This window comes from Caldalkalibacillus mannanilyticus JCM 10596 (genome assembly GCF_000615945.1).
Lineage (GTDB): Bacteria > Bacillota > Bacilli > Caldalkalibacillales > JCM-10596 > Bacillus_AT > Bacillus_AT mannanilyticus.
This window is the reverse complement of the sequence record NZ_BAMO01000057.1, coordinates 1-17,043: the sequence shown is the minus strand read 5'-3', so window position 1 is coordinate 17,043 and position 17,043 is coordinate 1. Positions and strand designations below refer to the sequence as shown.

General features: G+C 40.5%; 3 protein-coding genes and 1 pseudogene. All 4 read right to left on the bottom strand.

Features of this window, described 5'->3' with window-relative positions; translation table 11 throughout:
* Positions 1-2,096 (bottom strand): non-ribosomal peptide synthetase (locus JCM10596_RS26940; protein WP_034682010.1); only part of this gene is annotated, 2,096 nt, incomplete at its 3' end.
* Positions 2,093-4,849, bottom strand: coding sequence for a non-ribosomal peptide synthetase (locus tag JCM10596_RS21400; protein WP_025028857.1), 2,757 nt, complete (start codon positions 4,847-4,849; stop codon positions 2,093-2,095). The genes JCM10596_RS21400 and JCM10596_RS26940, both read right to left, overlap by 4 nt.
* A gap of 29 nt (positions 4,850-4,878) precedes the next feature.
* Positions 4,879-8,796 (bottom strand): non-ribosomal peptide synthetase, encoded by a 3,918-nt coding sequence (locus tag JCM10596_RS21395; protein WP_025028856.1) that lies wholly within the window; start codon positions 8,794-8,796, stop codon positions 4,879-4,881.
* A gap of 90 nt (positions 8,797-8,886) precedes the next feature.
* A pseudogene (locus JCM10596_RS31540) lies at positions 8,887-17,043 on the bottom strand (amino acid adenylation domain-containing protein); the annotation flags it as partial.

Sequence of the window (17,043 nt, the reverse complement as noted above, 5' to 3'; positions counted from 1 at the left end):
AAGGCAGTCGCTACGACCGTATTTTCTGTTGGACCATAGTTATTATAGAGAGCATATGGCTGTGGCTGATAATGCTTCAGCTTGTCTCCCCCAATAAGCAAGGCTCTCAGCGTATGATTCTCCATTTCCATAAATTGCTCACTAAGCTGAGTTGGCAGAAAGCTGATCGTAATGTCATGTTCGGAGAAGAATTGCTCTAGCTGAATCGGGTTTAGACGACTATCTTCATCAACAACATAAATTGTGGCTCCGCTCAGAAGATACGGGAAGATCTCCCACACACTTGCATCAAAGCCAACTCCAGCATAGAGCGTGCTTCGATCCTTCTCCGTTAGTTCGTACATTTCTTGATGCCACGTGCAGAGATTGACTAGAGAACGGTGCTCAACCATGACTCCTTTGGGTTGCCCTGTTGTTCCCGAGGTATAGATGACATACGCCAAATTCGCAGGATCACTTGTTTCCTCAAGACGAGAAGTCTGGTTACTATAAGAGGCGGCTTCCTCTAGAATCAATGTCTGCCCCGCATAAGAAACTCGATCCTGTAAATGCTGTTGCCGCAAGAGCACCTGCGCTCCTGAATCTTCCAGCATGTAACGAATACGCTCAGTAGGATACTCTGGATCAATCGGCACATAAGCTCCTCCTGCTTTTAAGACCCCGATAATCCCCACAAGCAATTCAATAGAACGTTCTGCTAGAATCGCTACCAACTGCTCCTTGTTCACACCCTTTTCTCTTAGGGTATGAGCCAAACGGTTCCCCTTCTCATTCAGTTCTTGATAGGTGAGTTGCTGTCCCTGATATACTACGGCAATTCCTTCCGGTGTTCGCTCTACCTGTTCCTCAAATAATTGATGAACCGTTTTTTCTAGTGGGTATTCCACTGCTGTTGCATTAAACTCTTTCAAAATCTGTTGTTTTTCGCCCAAAGAAATGTAATCTTCCTTCTTAAACTCTCTATTCGTTCCTTCTGCCATAGCAGATAAGATACGTTCATAGTAATCAATCATTCTATTAATCATTTCTTTAGGTAAAAAGGAAGCCATTTGAACATGTAAAGTATCAAAAGTAGTAGATGTCGTCATATCCAGTAAGGTGTTTGTCTTTTCAAATTCTTCTATAGCCAAGCTTTCTTCAAAGACATCCTGAGAATCTACCTGGTTATAGACGTGAAAATCAATGTAGTTAAAAATGACATCAAAAAACGGATTGCTTCCATGGTGAGCTTCACCTACTGCACCCACAATTTGGGGCAAAGAGAGTCGCCCATAATTTTTCATTTTCAAGCGCTTTTGGTTCATCTCGGCAATTATATTTTCTAATGTTGCCTTAGCTTCAAAACGCACCTTAAATGGAATGGTATTCAAGAAACAACCTAATATCTTTTCTCCATCCTCACATATAGGCCTGCCATGTTCCACCAACCCGACAACGAATTCATCTTCATTTGAGAACATGTGTAGAGTCATGGCATAAGCGGCAAAACACAATGTTTTCAGATCAGCGGAATGCCTACGCGCTACTTCTTTTAGCTTACTGAACAACTCACCAGCCAATACTCTAGATACCGAATGATATTCTTTGTTTTGAGCGATATAGGATTGAATTGGAAAACGTTTATATTCCTTCAATTCCTCTTTCCAAAATTCAATAATTTCTGGAGTTCGTTGGACGCTCCATTGATCAATGATGTAGTCTTTGTAGCTGCTTTTTAAACGAACAGGGGATACAACTTTATTTTCTTTATATTGAAAATAGACATTCATTAACTCTGTCATAAATGACGCAACGCTCCAGCCATCAAGGATGGCATGGTGGAAAATCCAGCCAATGACGAATCTCTCTTCTCCTAATTTATAGAGCTTCATTCGCCAACCTATTTCTTGGTTTAACTGAAAAGGACGCTCTCTGTCTTCGGCAAAATCCGTTTGAATGAGTTGTTCCTGAGCTTGTTTGGTATGACCACAAAGATCAATTTCAGTGATGTGAGCGTCCACTTTCTTATACACGACTTGGAAAGCATCGCCTTCCAAAAAGAATTTTGTGCGTAAAATCTCATGTTTTGCGACCATAAATTCTAATGATTTCTTCAACAGATCAGGCTAAACCCAGCCTCCTGAAGCTGATAGGCAAATTGATCGTGATACATTCCCTCTCCTTCATTGGCGAGGGATAGTAAGATCATTCCTTTTGCAATGTCACTCATGGGATAAATATCTTCTACATTCTCATCTGTTGCGGAAAAATATTGCTGAAGAATACGAGATTTCCATTCTTCTATCTCTTTTCGAATAGACAAATCAACTGTATCTATGCTTCCATCCTGCTCTTTTTGTTGCATGAATAAGCTGATGTCTTTGATCGTTGGATGCTGATAGAGCTCTTGAATCTTTAGATTCCACTTGCATTCATTATTCATTAGACTGATTAATTGAATCGCTCGAATCGAATCTCCGCCTAATTCAAAGAAATTATCGTTCATCCCTATTTTCTGCTGACCTAATACCTTGCTCCATATGCCAGCAAGCGTTTCTTCAAGAGGTGTTGTTGGTGCTTCATACTCTGTTTCTATATTCGTTTGAAGTGGATACTCAAGAAGCTTTTGACGATCCATTTTTCCGTTTGAGGTTAACGGGATATTCTCTAACAGCAAGAAATAGGCAGGGACCATATGGCTTGGTAATTGCTTAAGTAAATAGCTTCTAAGTGCCGATACCGTTAGTTGTTGGTTTGTAACAAGGTAAGCACATAACGAAGCTTGTCCACTTTGATCGTTCCTCACTAAGACAGCCGCTTCTTTCACTGCATCATGCTTTAATAACTGAGCTTCAATTTCACCAAGCTCGATTCGGAAGCCACGGATTTTGACTTGATGGTCGATACGTCCGTAATATTCCATTTCCCCATTTTCCAACCATCTGGCTAAATCTCCTGAACGATAAAGCTTTTCGTTGGGATTGAATGGACTTTCCATAAATTTAGCTTGAGTAAGGGTAGCATTATGAAGGTAGCCTCTAGCAACACCTTCACCACCTACCCACAATTCTCCGATTACACCTGGTGGAACAAGCTGTGAATGCTGATCCATAATGTAGCAGCTCAGAGTAGGAATTGGTTTTCCAATATTACTGACATTGTTTTCAATTTCATAGTCTGTGATTTCCTTGTAGGTCACATGGACCGTTGTTTCTGTAATTCCGTACATATTAATAAATTGAATCCAAGGATAGGTTTGCTTCCAAGGCTTTAAAATGATCGGTTTAAGTGCTTCACCGCCAAATATGACGTATCTCAGTTTTGTAGCCGATTTTTGATCTCCTGTGGCATACGAAGTAAGATTTTGGAAAGCAGATGGAGTCTGGTTTAATACAGTCACCTTTTCTTCAAGTAACAAGTTCCAGAATTCCTTTGAATCTCTAGAAATCCAATGTGGAACGACAACCAGCTTTCCTCCAAATAATAGAGCCCCGTACATCTCCCAGACAGAGAAATCAAAACAATACGAATGAAATAAGGTCCAGACATCATGTTGATTAAAATCAAATAGAGGCTGTTCATTATAAAACAATCGAACAACATTGCGGTGCTCAACCATCACACCTTTAGGCTGACCCGTGGTTCCTGAAGTATAGATTACATAGGCTAGATGACTTGGAAGGTTGCAGGTCGGTACATTCGAATTGTTTTCATGATAAGAAAGCTCATTGTCTAATTCGATGATTTGGCCTTCATAGGCTATTTTTCCTTGCAAGTGCGAGCTCAAGAGCAAGGTACCTGCTCCAGAATTCTCGAGCATGTAGCTTATGCGTTCTTCTGGATAAGCTGGATCAATCGGAACATAGGCTCCTCCTGCCTTTAATATCCCGATGATACCCACAATCATATCTAAAGATCGTTCAACCATAATCGCTACTAATTGTTCTGCTTGTACTCCTTTATTTTTAAGGGTCCATGCCAAGCGATTGGCTTTTTCGTTCAGCTCACGATAGGTCATCTGCTGATCCTTATAGACGATGGCAACAGAATCTGGATTTTTTTCTGCCTGTTCTTCAAATAATTGATGAATTAATTTTTCTTTTGGATAACCAATGTTTGTTTCGTTATATTGAGTTAAGAGTTGATTTTTCTCTGTTTCAGATAACAGATCTACCTTGCTGAATTCAAGATCTGGAGAGAATAACACCACAGAAAATGTTTGGTATAAATGAGAGATGATTTGCTCTATCAATCTGTGGCTATAGCGCTGATCATTATAACGTACTTGTAAATCAATTAGGTCATCCCTTAGATCAAATTCTAAGACCATATCCGTAACTACATGTTTATCAAAATCATCTCTATGAATCTCTTTTAAGGTGACGAGGGTATTCACAACCGGAATACCATTGCTATCGTATTGAATATTTAGTTGTTTCGTCATCTCAGGAAAAGGAAGATTTTGATGCTTTATTGCCTCATTCAAAGTAGTTTTCACTTGATTAAATAGCGTTTTAAAGGTGTCATGAGTATTTACTTTATTTTTCAATACTAAAGTCGTATTGATCGGATGACCGACCTCATTTTTTTTCTTCAGGATCGGCATCCCAATAATCAGGTTTTCGTCATTTGTATACTTGTGAAGCAAACATTGAACTCCTGTCAATAGAATTAGATATAGAGCCAGCGGTGAACCATTGGCTAGAGCTGTCATTCTATTTGAAAGAGGAGTGGGTAACGTGCTTTTTACAAATGAATCATGATTTGTCATTGTGGTCGTCATGTTACTATAAGGAAAAATCGTACAACGATCTTCAGAGTCAAAAAGGTTCTGCCAATAGTTTCGTTCTTTATCAAATATTGTGGTCAATATTTTCACCTCTCCATTTTATTCCCTCATCAGAATATTAGTTCAATCTCTTCTATCGATGATTCCTCATCCGTTTGTGAGGTTGTAAATGTAATATCTTTCAAATGTATTGAGGGTCCTTCACAGATTTGTTTAAGTGTAGAGAGCATATAGGCTGATAAATTGGCTATTGTATTTTCTGTAAATAGTTTTGTAGAATACTCAAATTGTGCTTTGGTAACGTTATTCTCCACACTTATGGCTAATGTCAAATCAAACTTCGTTGTAGCAAGAGCTCGTTCAATGTTATAAGGAGCCAGTTTTAGCGAATCTAGCGTTTCGTCATGATTATTTTCTATATTTTCATAGACAAACATGACATCAAACAAAGGATTACGGCTAACATCACGCTTCAATTCCACTTTCTTCACCAATTCCTCGAAAGGAAAGTCTTGGTTCTCTGTGGCATGCAAGACGGATTCCTTTACTTCCTCCAAATAAGCTTGAAATGATTTTTCTTTTGCTGGATAACTGCGTATAGCCAGTGTGTTAACAAACATACCAATGAGAGGTTCCAGATCAGCATGTGTTCTTCCCGTTCCCAGCGTCCCAATAATCATATCTTCCTGCCCGCTGTACTTATGTAATAACGTAGTAAAAGAAGCTAATATGACCATATATAGAGTGCTTCCGGTTTCAGCTGCTATTTTTTTAAGTCCCTCCGTCATATCTAGTGGAAGATCAAATTCAAATAGATCCCCATGAAAGCTCTGAACATTCGATCTAGCATAATCGGTAGGTAGATTTAAGATGGGTAGTTCTCCCGAGAAAACATTCAGCCAATAGGCTTCTTGCTGTTTTATTTTTTCTTTCTGAGCCTCCGATTGCTGCCATACAGCATAGTCTTTGTATTGAATACGCAGCGGTGGTAATTCCTTCCCTTCGTACAACTGGATCAACTCTTCTATAAGCAGATTGCTAGATACTCCATCTGAGATGATATGGTGCATATCAAGTATCATGACATGCTTCTCAGGAGCCAATTCGATTAATCCAGCTCGTATGAGAGGAGGTTCGTTCAGATTGAAGCTGCGCACAAAACGAAGAATGATTTCTTCTACCTCAGCTTCCATTGCATATACATACTCTAAGGTAAATGGTACTTCTGCATAAACTCGCTGCATCGTTTCTCCATCTATCAGCTCAAAACCTGTTCGCAAGGTTTGGTGACGTTCAATCAATTTCTGGAATGCCAGTTCAAGTTGATCTTTTTGTAAAACTCCTTCGATCATCATCGTATCGGGCATATTGTAGATGAGATCTGAGCCCTCAAGCTGACTTAGGACAAATAATCTTTTTTGAGCTGAGGAAACGGGATAGTACTCCCTGTCTTCAATAACAGGAATAGATACATAACTGCCTTTCTGCATTCGTTCCATTTCTTCTGCCATCTGCTCTATGGTCGGTGACTGGAAGACGATACGTAGTGGGAGGTCAATATTCATTGTCTTGTGTATTTGCAATACAAGAGTTGCAGCACGCAATGAGTGTCCACCTTGTGCAAAAAAGTTATCTTTTATCCCTATTTTTTGTATTCCTAAGACCTCTTGCCATATTGTCAGCAGTTGTCTTTCTATCTCTGTACGCGGTGCAACGTACTCATTATAGCCCTGAGCTTGTTCTTGCGGTGCAGGCAAGGCTTTACGGTCAATCTTGCCATTGGGTGTTAGAGGCATTCGTTCTAACGATACAAAATACGCTGGGACCATGAAATTTGGCAGCCTCTCAGCTAATACTTCCCTTAATTGCTTGATGCTCAGTTCATGCTTCGCCACGAAATAAGCGCACAATTGTTTTTCTCCGAATTCATCATCACGTGCCATCACAATCGCTTCTTGAACAGCTTCTATCTTCAATAATTGAGCTTCTACTTCCCCAAGCTCGATTCTGTAGCCACGTATCTTTACTTGATGGTCCATTCGCCCGATGTAGTCCACATTTCCATCTGGCATCCAACGTGCTAAATCCCCTGTACGGTATATGCGTTCTCCTGCTACAAAAGGATTGGGTACAAATTTTTCTGCTGTTAACTCTTCTCGGTTCAAGTACCCTCTAGCCACTCCTGCTCCGCCAATACACAGTTCTCCAGGTATTCCTATAGGAACAACCTCTCTATTGTCATCAAGAATATAAAATTTATGATTTAAAATCGGTTTTCCAATAGGCACACTTCCAGATAGCGGAAGCTTAGACAGAGGTTCTTCGTAGTAACTGGAATCAATGCTTACTTCCGTGACACCGTAGCTGTTAATAATGCGTATACGGTCTCCAAACCGTTCCTGAAGCTTGCGATACTCCTCTACACTGCAACTATCTGAGCTTGTGATGAGCAGTTCTAAGGAAGAAACATCAATCTGGTTATCATAGACATACTGCATCAATGGAATAATCAAAGCAGGAGTAGATTCGAAAATATTAATTCTATGTTTCTCTATGTATTTAGCTAATCCAACAGGGTCAATTCTTATCTCCTTAGGACAAATAAAAATAGTTCCTCCATTAGGTAACGCTCTAGCCATATCTCCAGCAAAAACATCAAACGAAAAGCTTGCCAATTGTGCTAGGTTAAAGGAATCGCCACCCAAACGATACGCTTCTTGATAAGCGTGCATTGTACTAATATAGCTGTGATGTTCAATCATAACTCCTTTTGCTTTCCCAGTTGTTCCAGAAGTATAGATCACATACGCTAAATTCTCAGGTCTAGCAATCGGAGCTAAATTGGAAGAGTCTCCTTGATATAAGGAAGCATCATCCATCAAAAGAATATAAGCCTCAACGTTCGTGTTGATCGTTTTTGCTAATGATCCTTGAGTTAAGAGAAAACGAGTACCACTGTTCTCAAGCATGTAATGAATTCGTTCCTCTGGATATTCTGGATCAATCGGTACATACGCCCCTCCAGCTTTTAGCACGCCCAGTACCGCTACAACCATTTCTAAAGAGCGTTCGACCATAATTCCTACTAGTTCCTCTGCTTGTATCCCCTGCTCTCTCAGATGTCGTGCTAATTGATTGGCTCTTTTATTTAATTCCCGATACGTCAGCTGTTGCTCCTCAAACACAACAGCTATTCGATCAGGAGTACGTTCTACTTGTTCTTCAAACAGCTGATAAATCGTTTTCTCCTTTGGATATACTCCATCTCCTGAAGTGCTATTAAAGTCGTCTATTAATTGTTCCTGTTCTCTCTCTGTTAAAATATTCAGCTTATGTATTGGAAACTCCGGGTTATATAGCACTCCGTTGAATACCTCTTCAAGATGTTGAAGCGTTTGTTCAATAAACTCTTGATCATAACGAGTCTGGTCATATCTTACATGCACATGAATCGCTTGATCCTCTAAGTCAAATTCAAATTGGATATCTGAAACAATATTTTTATTGAAATCATCGGTATGTAGTTGTTTTAAACAGACAATCGTGTTAACAATAGGCAGCCCACTCACATCGTATTGAATATCCAAATTTTGAACCATTTTTAAGAATGGCAGGTTTTGATGCTTTAGCGATTCCTCTAGTGATTGTTTGATCCCAGTTAATAGAGTTTTATATGTGTCCTCTCTACTCACTTCATTTTTTAGCATCACTACTTGATTCACCATTCGTCGAGTAGAATTTTCCTTTTGAATGATCGGTATACCCAAAATCATCCTTTTTTCATTGGTATATTTTTGCAGTAAGCATTCAATCCCTGCTAACAATAAGATGAATAAAGTCATATGAGAGCCTCTGGCAATTGATATCATTCTTTGAGAAAGCGTAGATGGGAGTGTAGCATAGATGGAATGAGTTCCTGTCTTCATCGTATTTCTTGAATATTTTCCATAGGGTAATGTTGTTAAGGTATCTTCAGCGTCAAAATGTTGCTTCCAAAAAGCCTCTTCATGTTCAAAACGCGCCTTCATCGTTCCACCTCACTTATTGTTTAAAAACCTTTACAGTGTGTGCTATTTTGCCTATGTTTAGCACACACTGTGCCGGTTAATAGATACTATTTAGAATACAAAGTCAACCGTTTCTAGTAATGATTCATCCTGATCTGTGCCTTCATCAAACTGAATCTCTTTCAATGCTATTTGAGAATTTGCACAAATCTGTGACAATAGATTCCTAAAGTCCTCTGTTAGATTGTCAATCATATTCTGCGTAAATAATTTGGTGCAATATTCGAAAGCACCTTTCAGTACACCGTCTTCCGTATACATCGTTAGGGACAAGTCAAAAGTCGCTACTGTATGCTCCAGAACGTAAGGCTTCACCGTTAGGGAGTCCATCTCCAGTTCTACATCATCCAAGTTTTGCAAAATAAACATGGTATCAAATAACGGATTTCGGCTTAAATCTCTTTCAATATCCAGCTTTTCTACCAGTTCATCAAATGGATAATCTTGATTCTCGTAAGCTTTTAAGGTCGTTTCTTTTATTTCTTCTAAATACTCTACAAATGTTTTCTCTCCCACTGGTTTACTTCTAAGTGCCAATGTATTAACAAACATTCCTATCAGTGGCTCTACATCGGCATGTGCTCTTCCAGCAATGGGACTTCCTACGATAAGATCTTCTTGACCACTATATTTAGATAACAATGTACTATATGCCGCCAATAAAACCATATACATGGTACTTCCATTTTCCTCAGCCAGTTTACCGATTTGTTCTGTTAGCATGAGATCAAACGTAAACTCTCTAACCTCACCTTCAAAACTACGAACGGCTGGACGCACAAACTCTGTTGGCAGTTCCAAAATGGGAAGCTCTCCAGAAAAGACATCTAACCAATAGGCTTCCTGTTGCTTCATTTGTTCGTTTTGCATCTGAATCTGCTGCCACATGGCGTAATCCTTATACTGAATACGAAGCGGAGTTAGTTCATCACCTCTGTATAATTGAACTACTTCCTGTATCAGGATGTTCATGGATGCTCCATCCGAAATAATATGGTGCATATCGGTCATTAGAATATGATGTTCCTCTGTTAACTGAATCAACGCTACACGTAGTAGGGGAGCCTTTTCTAAATCAAATGCTCGTACAAAACGTTGAATTTCATCATGAACCTGGCTTTCATTGAGCTGCATGAACTCTATGGCAAAATCTACTTTTTCATGGATTCTTTGAACCGTTTCCCCATTGACGATCTTAAAGCTGGTTCGTAGGGTTTCATGTCGGTCTATCAATTTACGGAATACGTCCTCAAAGCGTTCTCGATTCAATTGACCTCGTAAAACCATCACATCTGGCATGTTATAACTTAACTCTGCCCCTTCCAACTGATGTAAAATGTACAGTCTTTTTTGAGCTGATGAAACGGGGTAATATTCCCTCTCTTCCACCACAGGAATAGAGCTGTATTTTTTTTGATCTAATCTCTCCATACTTGCTGCCATCTCTTCAATCGTTGGAGATTGGAACACCATTCGTAATGAGATCTCAACATTCATTTCTTTGTGTATTTTAGCTACCAAGGAGGTGGCTCGTAAGGAATGTCCACCAAGTTCAAAGAAATTGTCCTTTGTCCCAATTCGTTGAATTCCGAGGACTTCTTGCCAGATTTGCACCAGCTTCGCTTCCAGAGGAGTACGTGGTGCGATATATTCTGCACCTGTTTGGATCACTCCCTCTGGCTTTGGTAAAGCTTTACGATCAATCTTTCCATTTGGTGATAATGGCATTTTTTCCAACTGAATAAAGTACGATGGGATCATGTAGCTTGGGAGCTCTTGTGCTAAAGTGACTCTTAATTCCTTGATATTTAGCTCCTTCTCCATCACCAAGTAAGCACATAAATGCTTCATTCCTGATTCATCTTCACGGTCGATCACAATGGCTTCTCGAACGAAATCTATTTTTAGAAGTTGAGTTTCTACTTCACCTAACTCAATTCTAAATCCACGAATTTTGACCTGATGGTCTATGCGTCCTAAGTAGTCAATATTCCCATCTGGTAACCAGCGGCTAAATCTCCCGTGCGGTACATACGCTCACCTGAGACAAATGGATTCTCTACAAATTTCTCCGCTGTCAGCTCTGGACGGTTGTAGTATCCACGGGCTAAGCCCACTCCAGCGATGCATAATTCTCCTGCTACTCCTACTGGTTGTAGCTGATTGTTTTCGTTGACGATGTAGAGCTGGATATTGGAAATTGGTTTTCCGATTGGGACGCTAACACACTCTTCATTGGATGGACAATCAAAGTAAGATACATCGACTGTCGCCTCTGTCGGTCCATATAAGTTAATGATCTGAGCTTGATTCACTGGTGTGATTAGACGAACGAAGCGATTCACATGAGATGGCGTTAACGCTTCTCCACTGGCAAACACTTGTCGTAAGGAGAATAGCTTCTCTTCTGGCTCTGAGCCTGACTGATGCTCGAGATATTCTAAGAAGGCATGAAGCATAGCAGGGACAAAGTGCATTGTCGTGACCTTATGCTCTGCGATCGTATCTAGAATCACCTCAGGGCTCTTTTCTCCTCCTACGGAGAGCAAGCAGACCTTAGATCCAACCATTGCCCACCAGAATAACTCCCAAACCGAAACGTCAAAGGTGACCGCGGTTTTCTGTAGGATGGTATCGCTCGCTGTAATCGGATACTTCTCCTGCATCCACAGGATTCGGTTGATTACAGAATGATGTTCAATCATCACCCCTTTTGGTTTTCCTGTGGTTCCAGAGGTATAGATGACATAGGCAAGATGCCTAGAATGATTCATCGCTCCCAAGTTCGAACAATCCTCGTGATAGATCTCCTCCTCTTCTAAGACGAGGCAAACTCCATCAAACGCCGCTTGCTCCAGTAAATGGCGCTGAACGAGCAGGACATCGGCATTGGCATCCTCCATGATGTAACGAATGCGCTCCTCTGGATGAGTTGGGTCAATTGGAACATAAGCTCCACCCGCTTTTAAGACTGCATAGATTCCAATCATCATCTCTAGAGAACGCTCTGCCATGATTCCCACAAGCTGATCTGCCTGCACTCCCTTAGCTCTCAAGGTGCGAGCTAACTGATTGGCTCGCTCATTCAGTTCACGATAGGTGAGTTGTTGATCTTCAAAAACGATGGCGATAGCATCAGGTGTACGTTCTACTTGCTCCTCGAACATCTGATGGATCGTTTTCTCGCTTGGATACTCTTGTACCGTGTTGTTAAATCTCTCCAACATTTGAGTTTTTTCTGCATCTGTTATGATCTCCAGTGACGATATTTTTTCCACAGGATGATGGAGAATCGCTTGAATAAAACGAACAAAATGTTTGGCCATTCGTTCAATGGTTTCCTGCTTATAGAGAGCACTTGCGTATTCAAAACTGCATAGCAGTTGATCATCTGCTTCAAATACGTTCAATGTTAAATCAAATTTAGCGATGGTATATTCATACGAGTAATCTTTTAATGACAAGCCCTCGATTCCATGTTTCATCTCATCCATATTTTGAAGCACAAACATGGTATCGAATAAAGGATTACGACTAACATCTCTTGGAATGTTTAAGATTTCCACCAGTTCTTCAAATGGGTATTCCTGATGTTCATAAGCCTTTAATGATGCTTCCTTCACTTCGTTCAGAAACTCTAGGAAGCTTTTCTCTCCTGAAGGATAATTTCGAATGGATAACGTATTAACAAACATTCCAATCAACGGTTCAAGATCCGTATGTTTCCGACCAGCTATAGGAGTTCCCACAATGATATCCTCTTGGCCGCTGTATTTATGCAGAAGGCTTGTATACGCCGCGAGTAAAACCATATATAAGGTGGACCCTGTTTCTTTTGCCAGCTCTTTTATAGCCTTACTTTCTTGTGAAGAGATGACAAAGTCCACTGTCGCTCCCTCAAAGCTTCGAACCGATGGTCTAGTATAATCCGTTGGCATTTCCAAGACAGGAAGAGTACCACCTAAAGCCTCTAACCAATATTTTTCCTGTTGCTTTTTCTGCTCGTTATGCGCTTCAGATTGCTGCCATACAGCGTAATCCTTATATTGAATATTTAATGGTGCTTTTTCTTCACCCTGATAGAAACTGACGAACTCTTCAATTAAGATCTCCATTGAAACTCCATCAGAAATAATATGATGCAGATCTAAGAGAAGAAGATGTCGCTTCTCTTCGATCTTGACCAAGCCCACTCGGAGTAATGGGGCTTTTTCTAAATCAAATTTTCTTATGAAGCCATGTATGATCTTATCAGCATCTTGCTCTGTGGACTGTACATACTCTATGTCAAAGGCTACCTCTGGATAAATTCGTTGCACGGGCTCACCTTTAACCATTTCAAATCCCGTTCGCAATGTTTCATGTCGATCAATGAGCTGATGGAATGCTTTCTCCAAACGATCCCGTTCCAACACTCCTTCAAGTAGAATGACATTCGGTATATTATAGCTGAGCTCTGCCCCTTCTATTTGATGCAAGATGTAGAGTCGCTTCTGAGCAGAAGAAACTGGATAGATTTCTCTTTCTTCAGCTTGTGGAATAGAAACATGCTGAATTTGTTCCATTTCTACGAGTTTTTTCGCCATTTCTTCCACAGTTTGTAGTTGAAAGACGGCTCTTAGAGGTAGCTCAATATTCAACTCTTTGTGGATTTTGGCTACTAAGGTCGTGGCTCGTAAGGAATGTCCCCCTAACTCAAAGAAATGATCTTTTATTCCAATGCTTTCAACCCCAAGTACCTCTTCCCAAATCTGTACTAGATTCTGCTCCATCTCTGATCGAGGTTCCACATATTCTGTTCGGGTTGCTAGGTTAGCAGTCGGTGCTGGTAGTGCTTTGCGATCTACTTTTCCATTGGAAGTCAAAGGCATCTGCTCAAGCTGTACAAAATAAGAAGGAATCATGTACGTTGGTAATTCTTGAGATAGGGATGCTCTAAGATCACTCACACTCCATTCACGCTCTGCTGTGAAATAAGCACATAAATCCTTTTGTCCTGCTTGATCCTCTCTTGCTAGAACAATGGCTTCACGGATGGATTCCAATTTTAACAATTGGGCTTCTACTTCACCTAATTCGATTCTAAATCCACGTATTTTGACTTGATGGTCAATTCTGCCGATATATTCGAGGTTGCCATCTGGAAGCCATCTGGCTAAATCACCTGTGCGATACATTCTCTCTCCAGGAATAAACGGATGATCCACAAACTTCTCTGCTGTTAAATCTGGGCGGTTCAAGTATCCTCTCGCTAAACCTTCTCCAGCTATATACAGCTCACCAGCAATTCCTATTGGTTGAAGATGCTTATTTTCATCTAAAATGAAAGCACTCAAGGTAGGAATAGGAACTCCAATGTTGCTTTTCCCTTGTTCAATTTCTACTTCTGTTATCTCTTTATAGGTAACATGCACCGTGGTCTCAGTGATTCCATACATATTGATCAATTGAATCTCAGGATGTTTTTTCTTCCAATCTTTTAGAAGATAAGGCTCAAAGCCTCTCCACCAAAAATAACTTTCCTTAGCTTTAATGGCTGACTTACTCCCAAATCACCTTCAGCAAGTTCTTCTTGCAGTAATTTATAGAAGTAGGTAGGTGTTTGATTCAATATTGTGACTTGCTCCTGTTTCAACAACTGTAGAAACTGTTGTGGATTCTTAGCAATGAGCGAAGGAACAATCACTAATCTACCACCATATAAAAGGGCGCCATACATTTCCCATACAGAGAAATCGAAGCAATAGGAATGGAATAATGTCCACGAGTCTGATGCATTGAAATCAAACAGGTTTTTACTATTAAACAATAATCGCACGACGTTTTTATGTTCAATTAATGTTCCTTTTGGTTTCCCCGTTGTCCCAGAAGTGTAGATAACATAAGCCAGATCATTTGCTTCATTGATAGAGTCAAGGTTAGAGCTATCATCATAATTGTCCAAATCGGCATCCAGCTTCACGATCATGCCATCAAATGAAATGTCATCTTGTAGGTGAGACTGTGTTAACAAAAGCTTTGCACCAGAATCGTCTAGCATATAACGAATGCGATCCGCTGGATATTCCGGATCGATAGGTACATAAGCTCCACCTGCTTTTAAGATCCCAAGTATCGCGACAACCATGTCTATAGATCGGTCTACCATGATGGCTACGAGATGATCCACTTGAACTCCCTCTGCTCTTAAAAGGCGAGCAAGTTGATTGGCTCTGGTATTCAACTCTCGATACGTTATCTGCTGATCTCCATAGACGACGGCAATGGCATCAGGTACTTTTTCCACCTGCTCCTCAAATAGTTGGTGGATGGTTTTTTCTTGTGGGTATTCTGCATAGGTGTCATTAAACACTTCTATGATCTGTTTCTTTTCTTCTTCACTGACAACCTCTAAATAAGACAATTTAGATTGAGGTGCCTTGATCACTTCCTCAGCGAGCTTTATAAAATGTCTTGCCATTCGTTCAATTGTGGCTCTTTTATACAGAGATGTTGCGTATTCAATGTTACAAATAATCCCTTGATCTGATTCAGTGGCATCAAAGCTTATATCAAACTTCGCTGTTTGATATGTGCTCGGATAAGAGTGTAGTTGCAGATCTTTGAACTGAATATGATCCTGTTCTATATTTTGCAAGACAAACATCGTGTCAAATAAAGCATTTCGACTCACGTCTCTTGCTACTTCAATCTTCTCCACTAATTCTTCAAATGGATATTCCTGATTTTCAAAGGCATATAGGGTCTTTTCTTTTACTTCTTGCAGGTATTCTAAGAAGGCTTTATCTTTTGTTGGAAAGCTTCGAATAGCTAATGTATTAACGAACATCCCGATTATTGGTTCTAAATCAGCATGCTGCCTTCCTGCAATCGGAGTACCCACAATGATGTCCTCTTGTCCACTGTATTTATGGAGTAAAGCAGTATATAACGCAAGCATCACCATGTAGAGGGTGCTTCCTGTTTGAGCTGCAAGTTTCTTCAATTCCTCACTTAGTTCTGCATCGATTTCAAACTCTAAGGTATCTCCCTCAAAGCTTTTCACGGCAGGTCGCACATAATCGGTCGGCAATTCTAGTACAGGTAATTCTCCAGAGAAGACATCTAACCAATAGGCTTCTTGTTTCATTATCCTTGCTTGTTTAACTTCAGATTGTTGCCAAACAGTATAATCCTTATATTGGATCGGGAGTGATGGCAACTCGGACCCTTCGTATAATTGCACCAATTCCTGGATCAGAACCCCCATAGAAGCTCCATCTGAAATAATATGATGCATATCAAATAGGAAGAGATGACGATCTTTTTCCAACTCGATTAGTCCGACACGGAGTAAAGGAGGCTTAGACAATTCAAACTCTTTTACAAATAGCTGGATCATTTCCTCAACCGACTTTTGCCCAGCTTGAGGATACTCCACAGTAAATTTCACTTCTCGATGTACTCTCTGTACCGGTTGTCCCCCTACCATTTCAAATCCGGTTCGCAGAGTATCATGACGATCAATTAATTTTTGAAACGCAGCTTCAAACCGCTGACGATCCAACATGCCTTCTAGGATCATAAAATCTGGCATGTTATAGCTTAGTTCTGCCCCCTCCAGCTGATGTAAAATATAAAGCCTCTTTTGGGCTGAAGAAACAGGGTAATGCTCTTGTTCTTCAATAACAGGTATGGAAACATACTGATTGTGATCCATATCTGATAAAAGATTGGCTAGTTCTGCAATGGTAGGATGCTGAAAAATCTCTCTAAGCTGAAGGTTTATATCCAACTCTTTGTGTATTCGGCTGACTAAAGCAGTGGCTCGAAGTGAATGTCCTCCAAGGTCAAAAAAGTTGTCTTGTACTCCCACCTTCTCTATTTTCAGTACTTCTTGCCATAACTGTGCTAGCTTTACTTCTAGCAAGGTACGAGGGGCTACATATTCTGTCCCTGTTTGCATACTTTCTTCCGGTGCAGGCAACGCTTTGCGATCCACTTTGCCATTTGGTGTGAGCGGAAGCTTTTCCATCTGTACAAAGTAAGCTGGAATCATATAGCTTGGTAGCGACTTGGCTAGCCGCCCTTTCCACTCGCTAACTGTTAACGCCTGATCCGAAACCAGATAGGCACATAATTGTTTCTGACCTGCCGCATCTTCACGTGCCACAACCACCGCTTCATGGATCCCCTCTAGCTTCAAGAGCTGTGCCTCGATTTCACCGA

Excerpts from the sequence above, each read along its gene's own strand:
- JCM10596_RS21395 (WP_025028856.1), bottom strand. The coding sequence starts at position 8,796 with ATGAAGGCGCGTTTTGAACATGAAGAGGCTTTTTGGAAGCAACATTTT.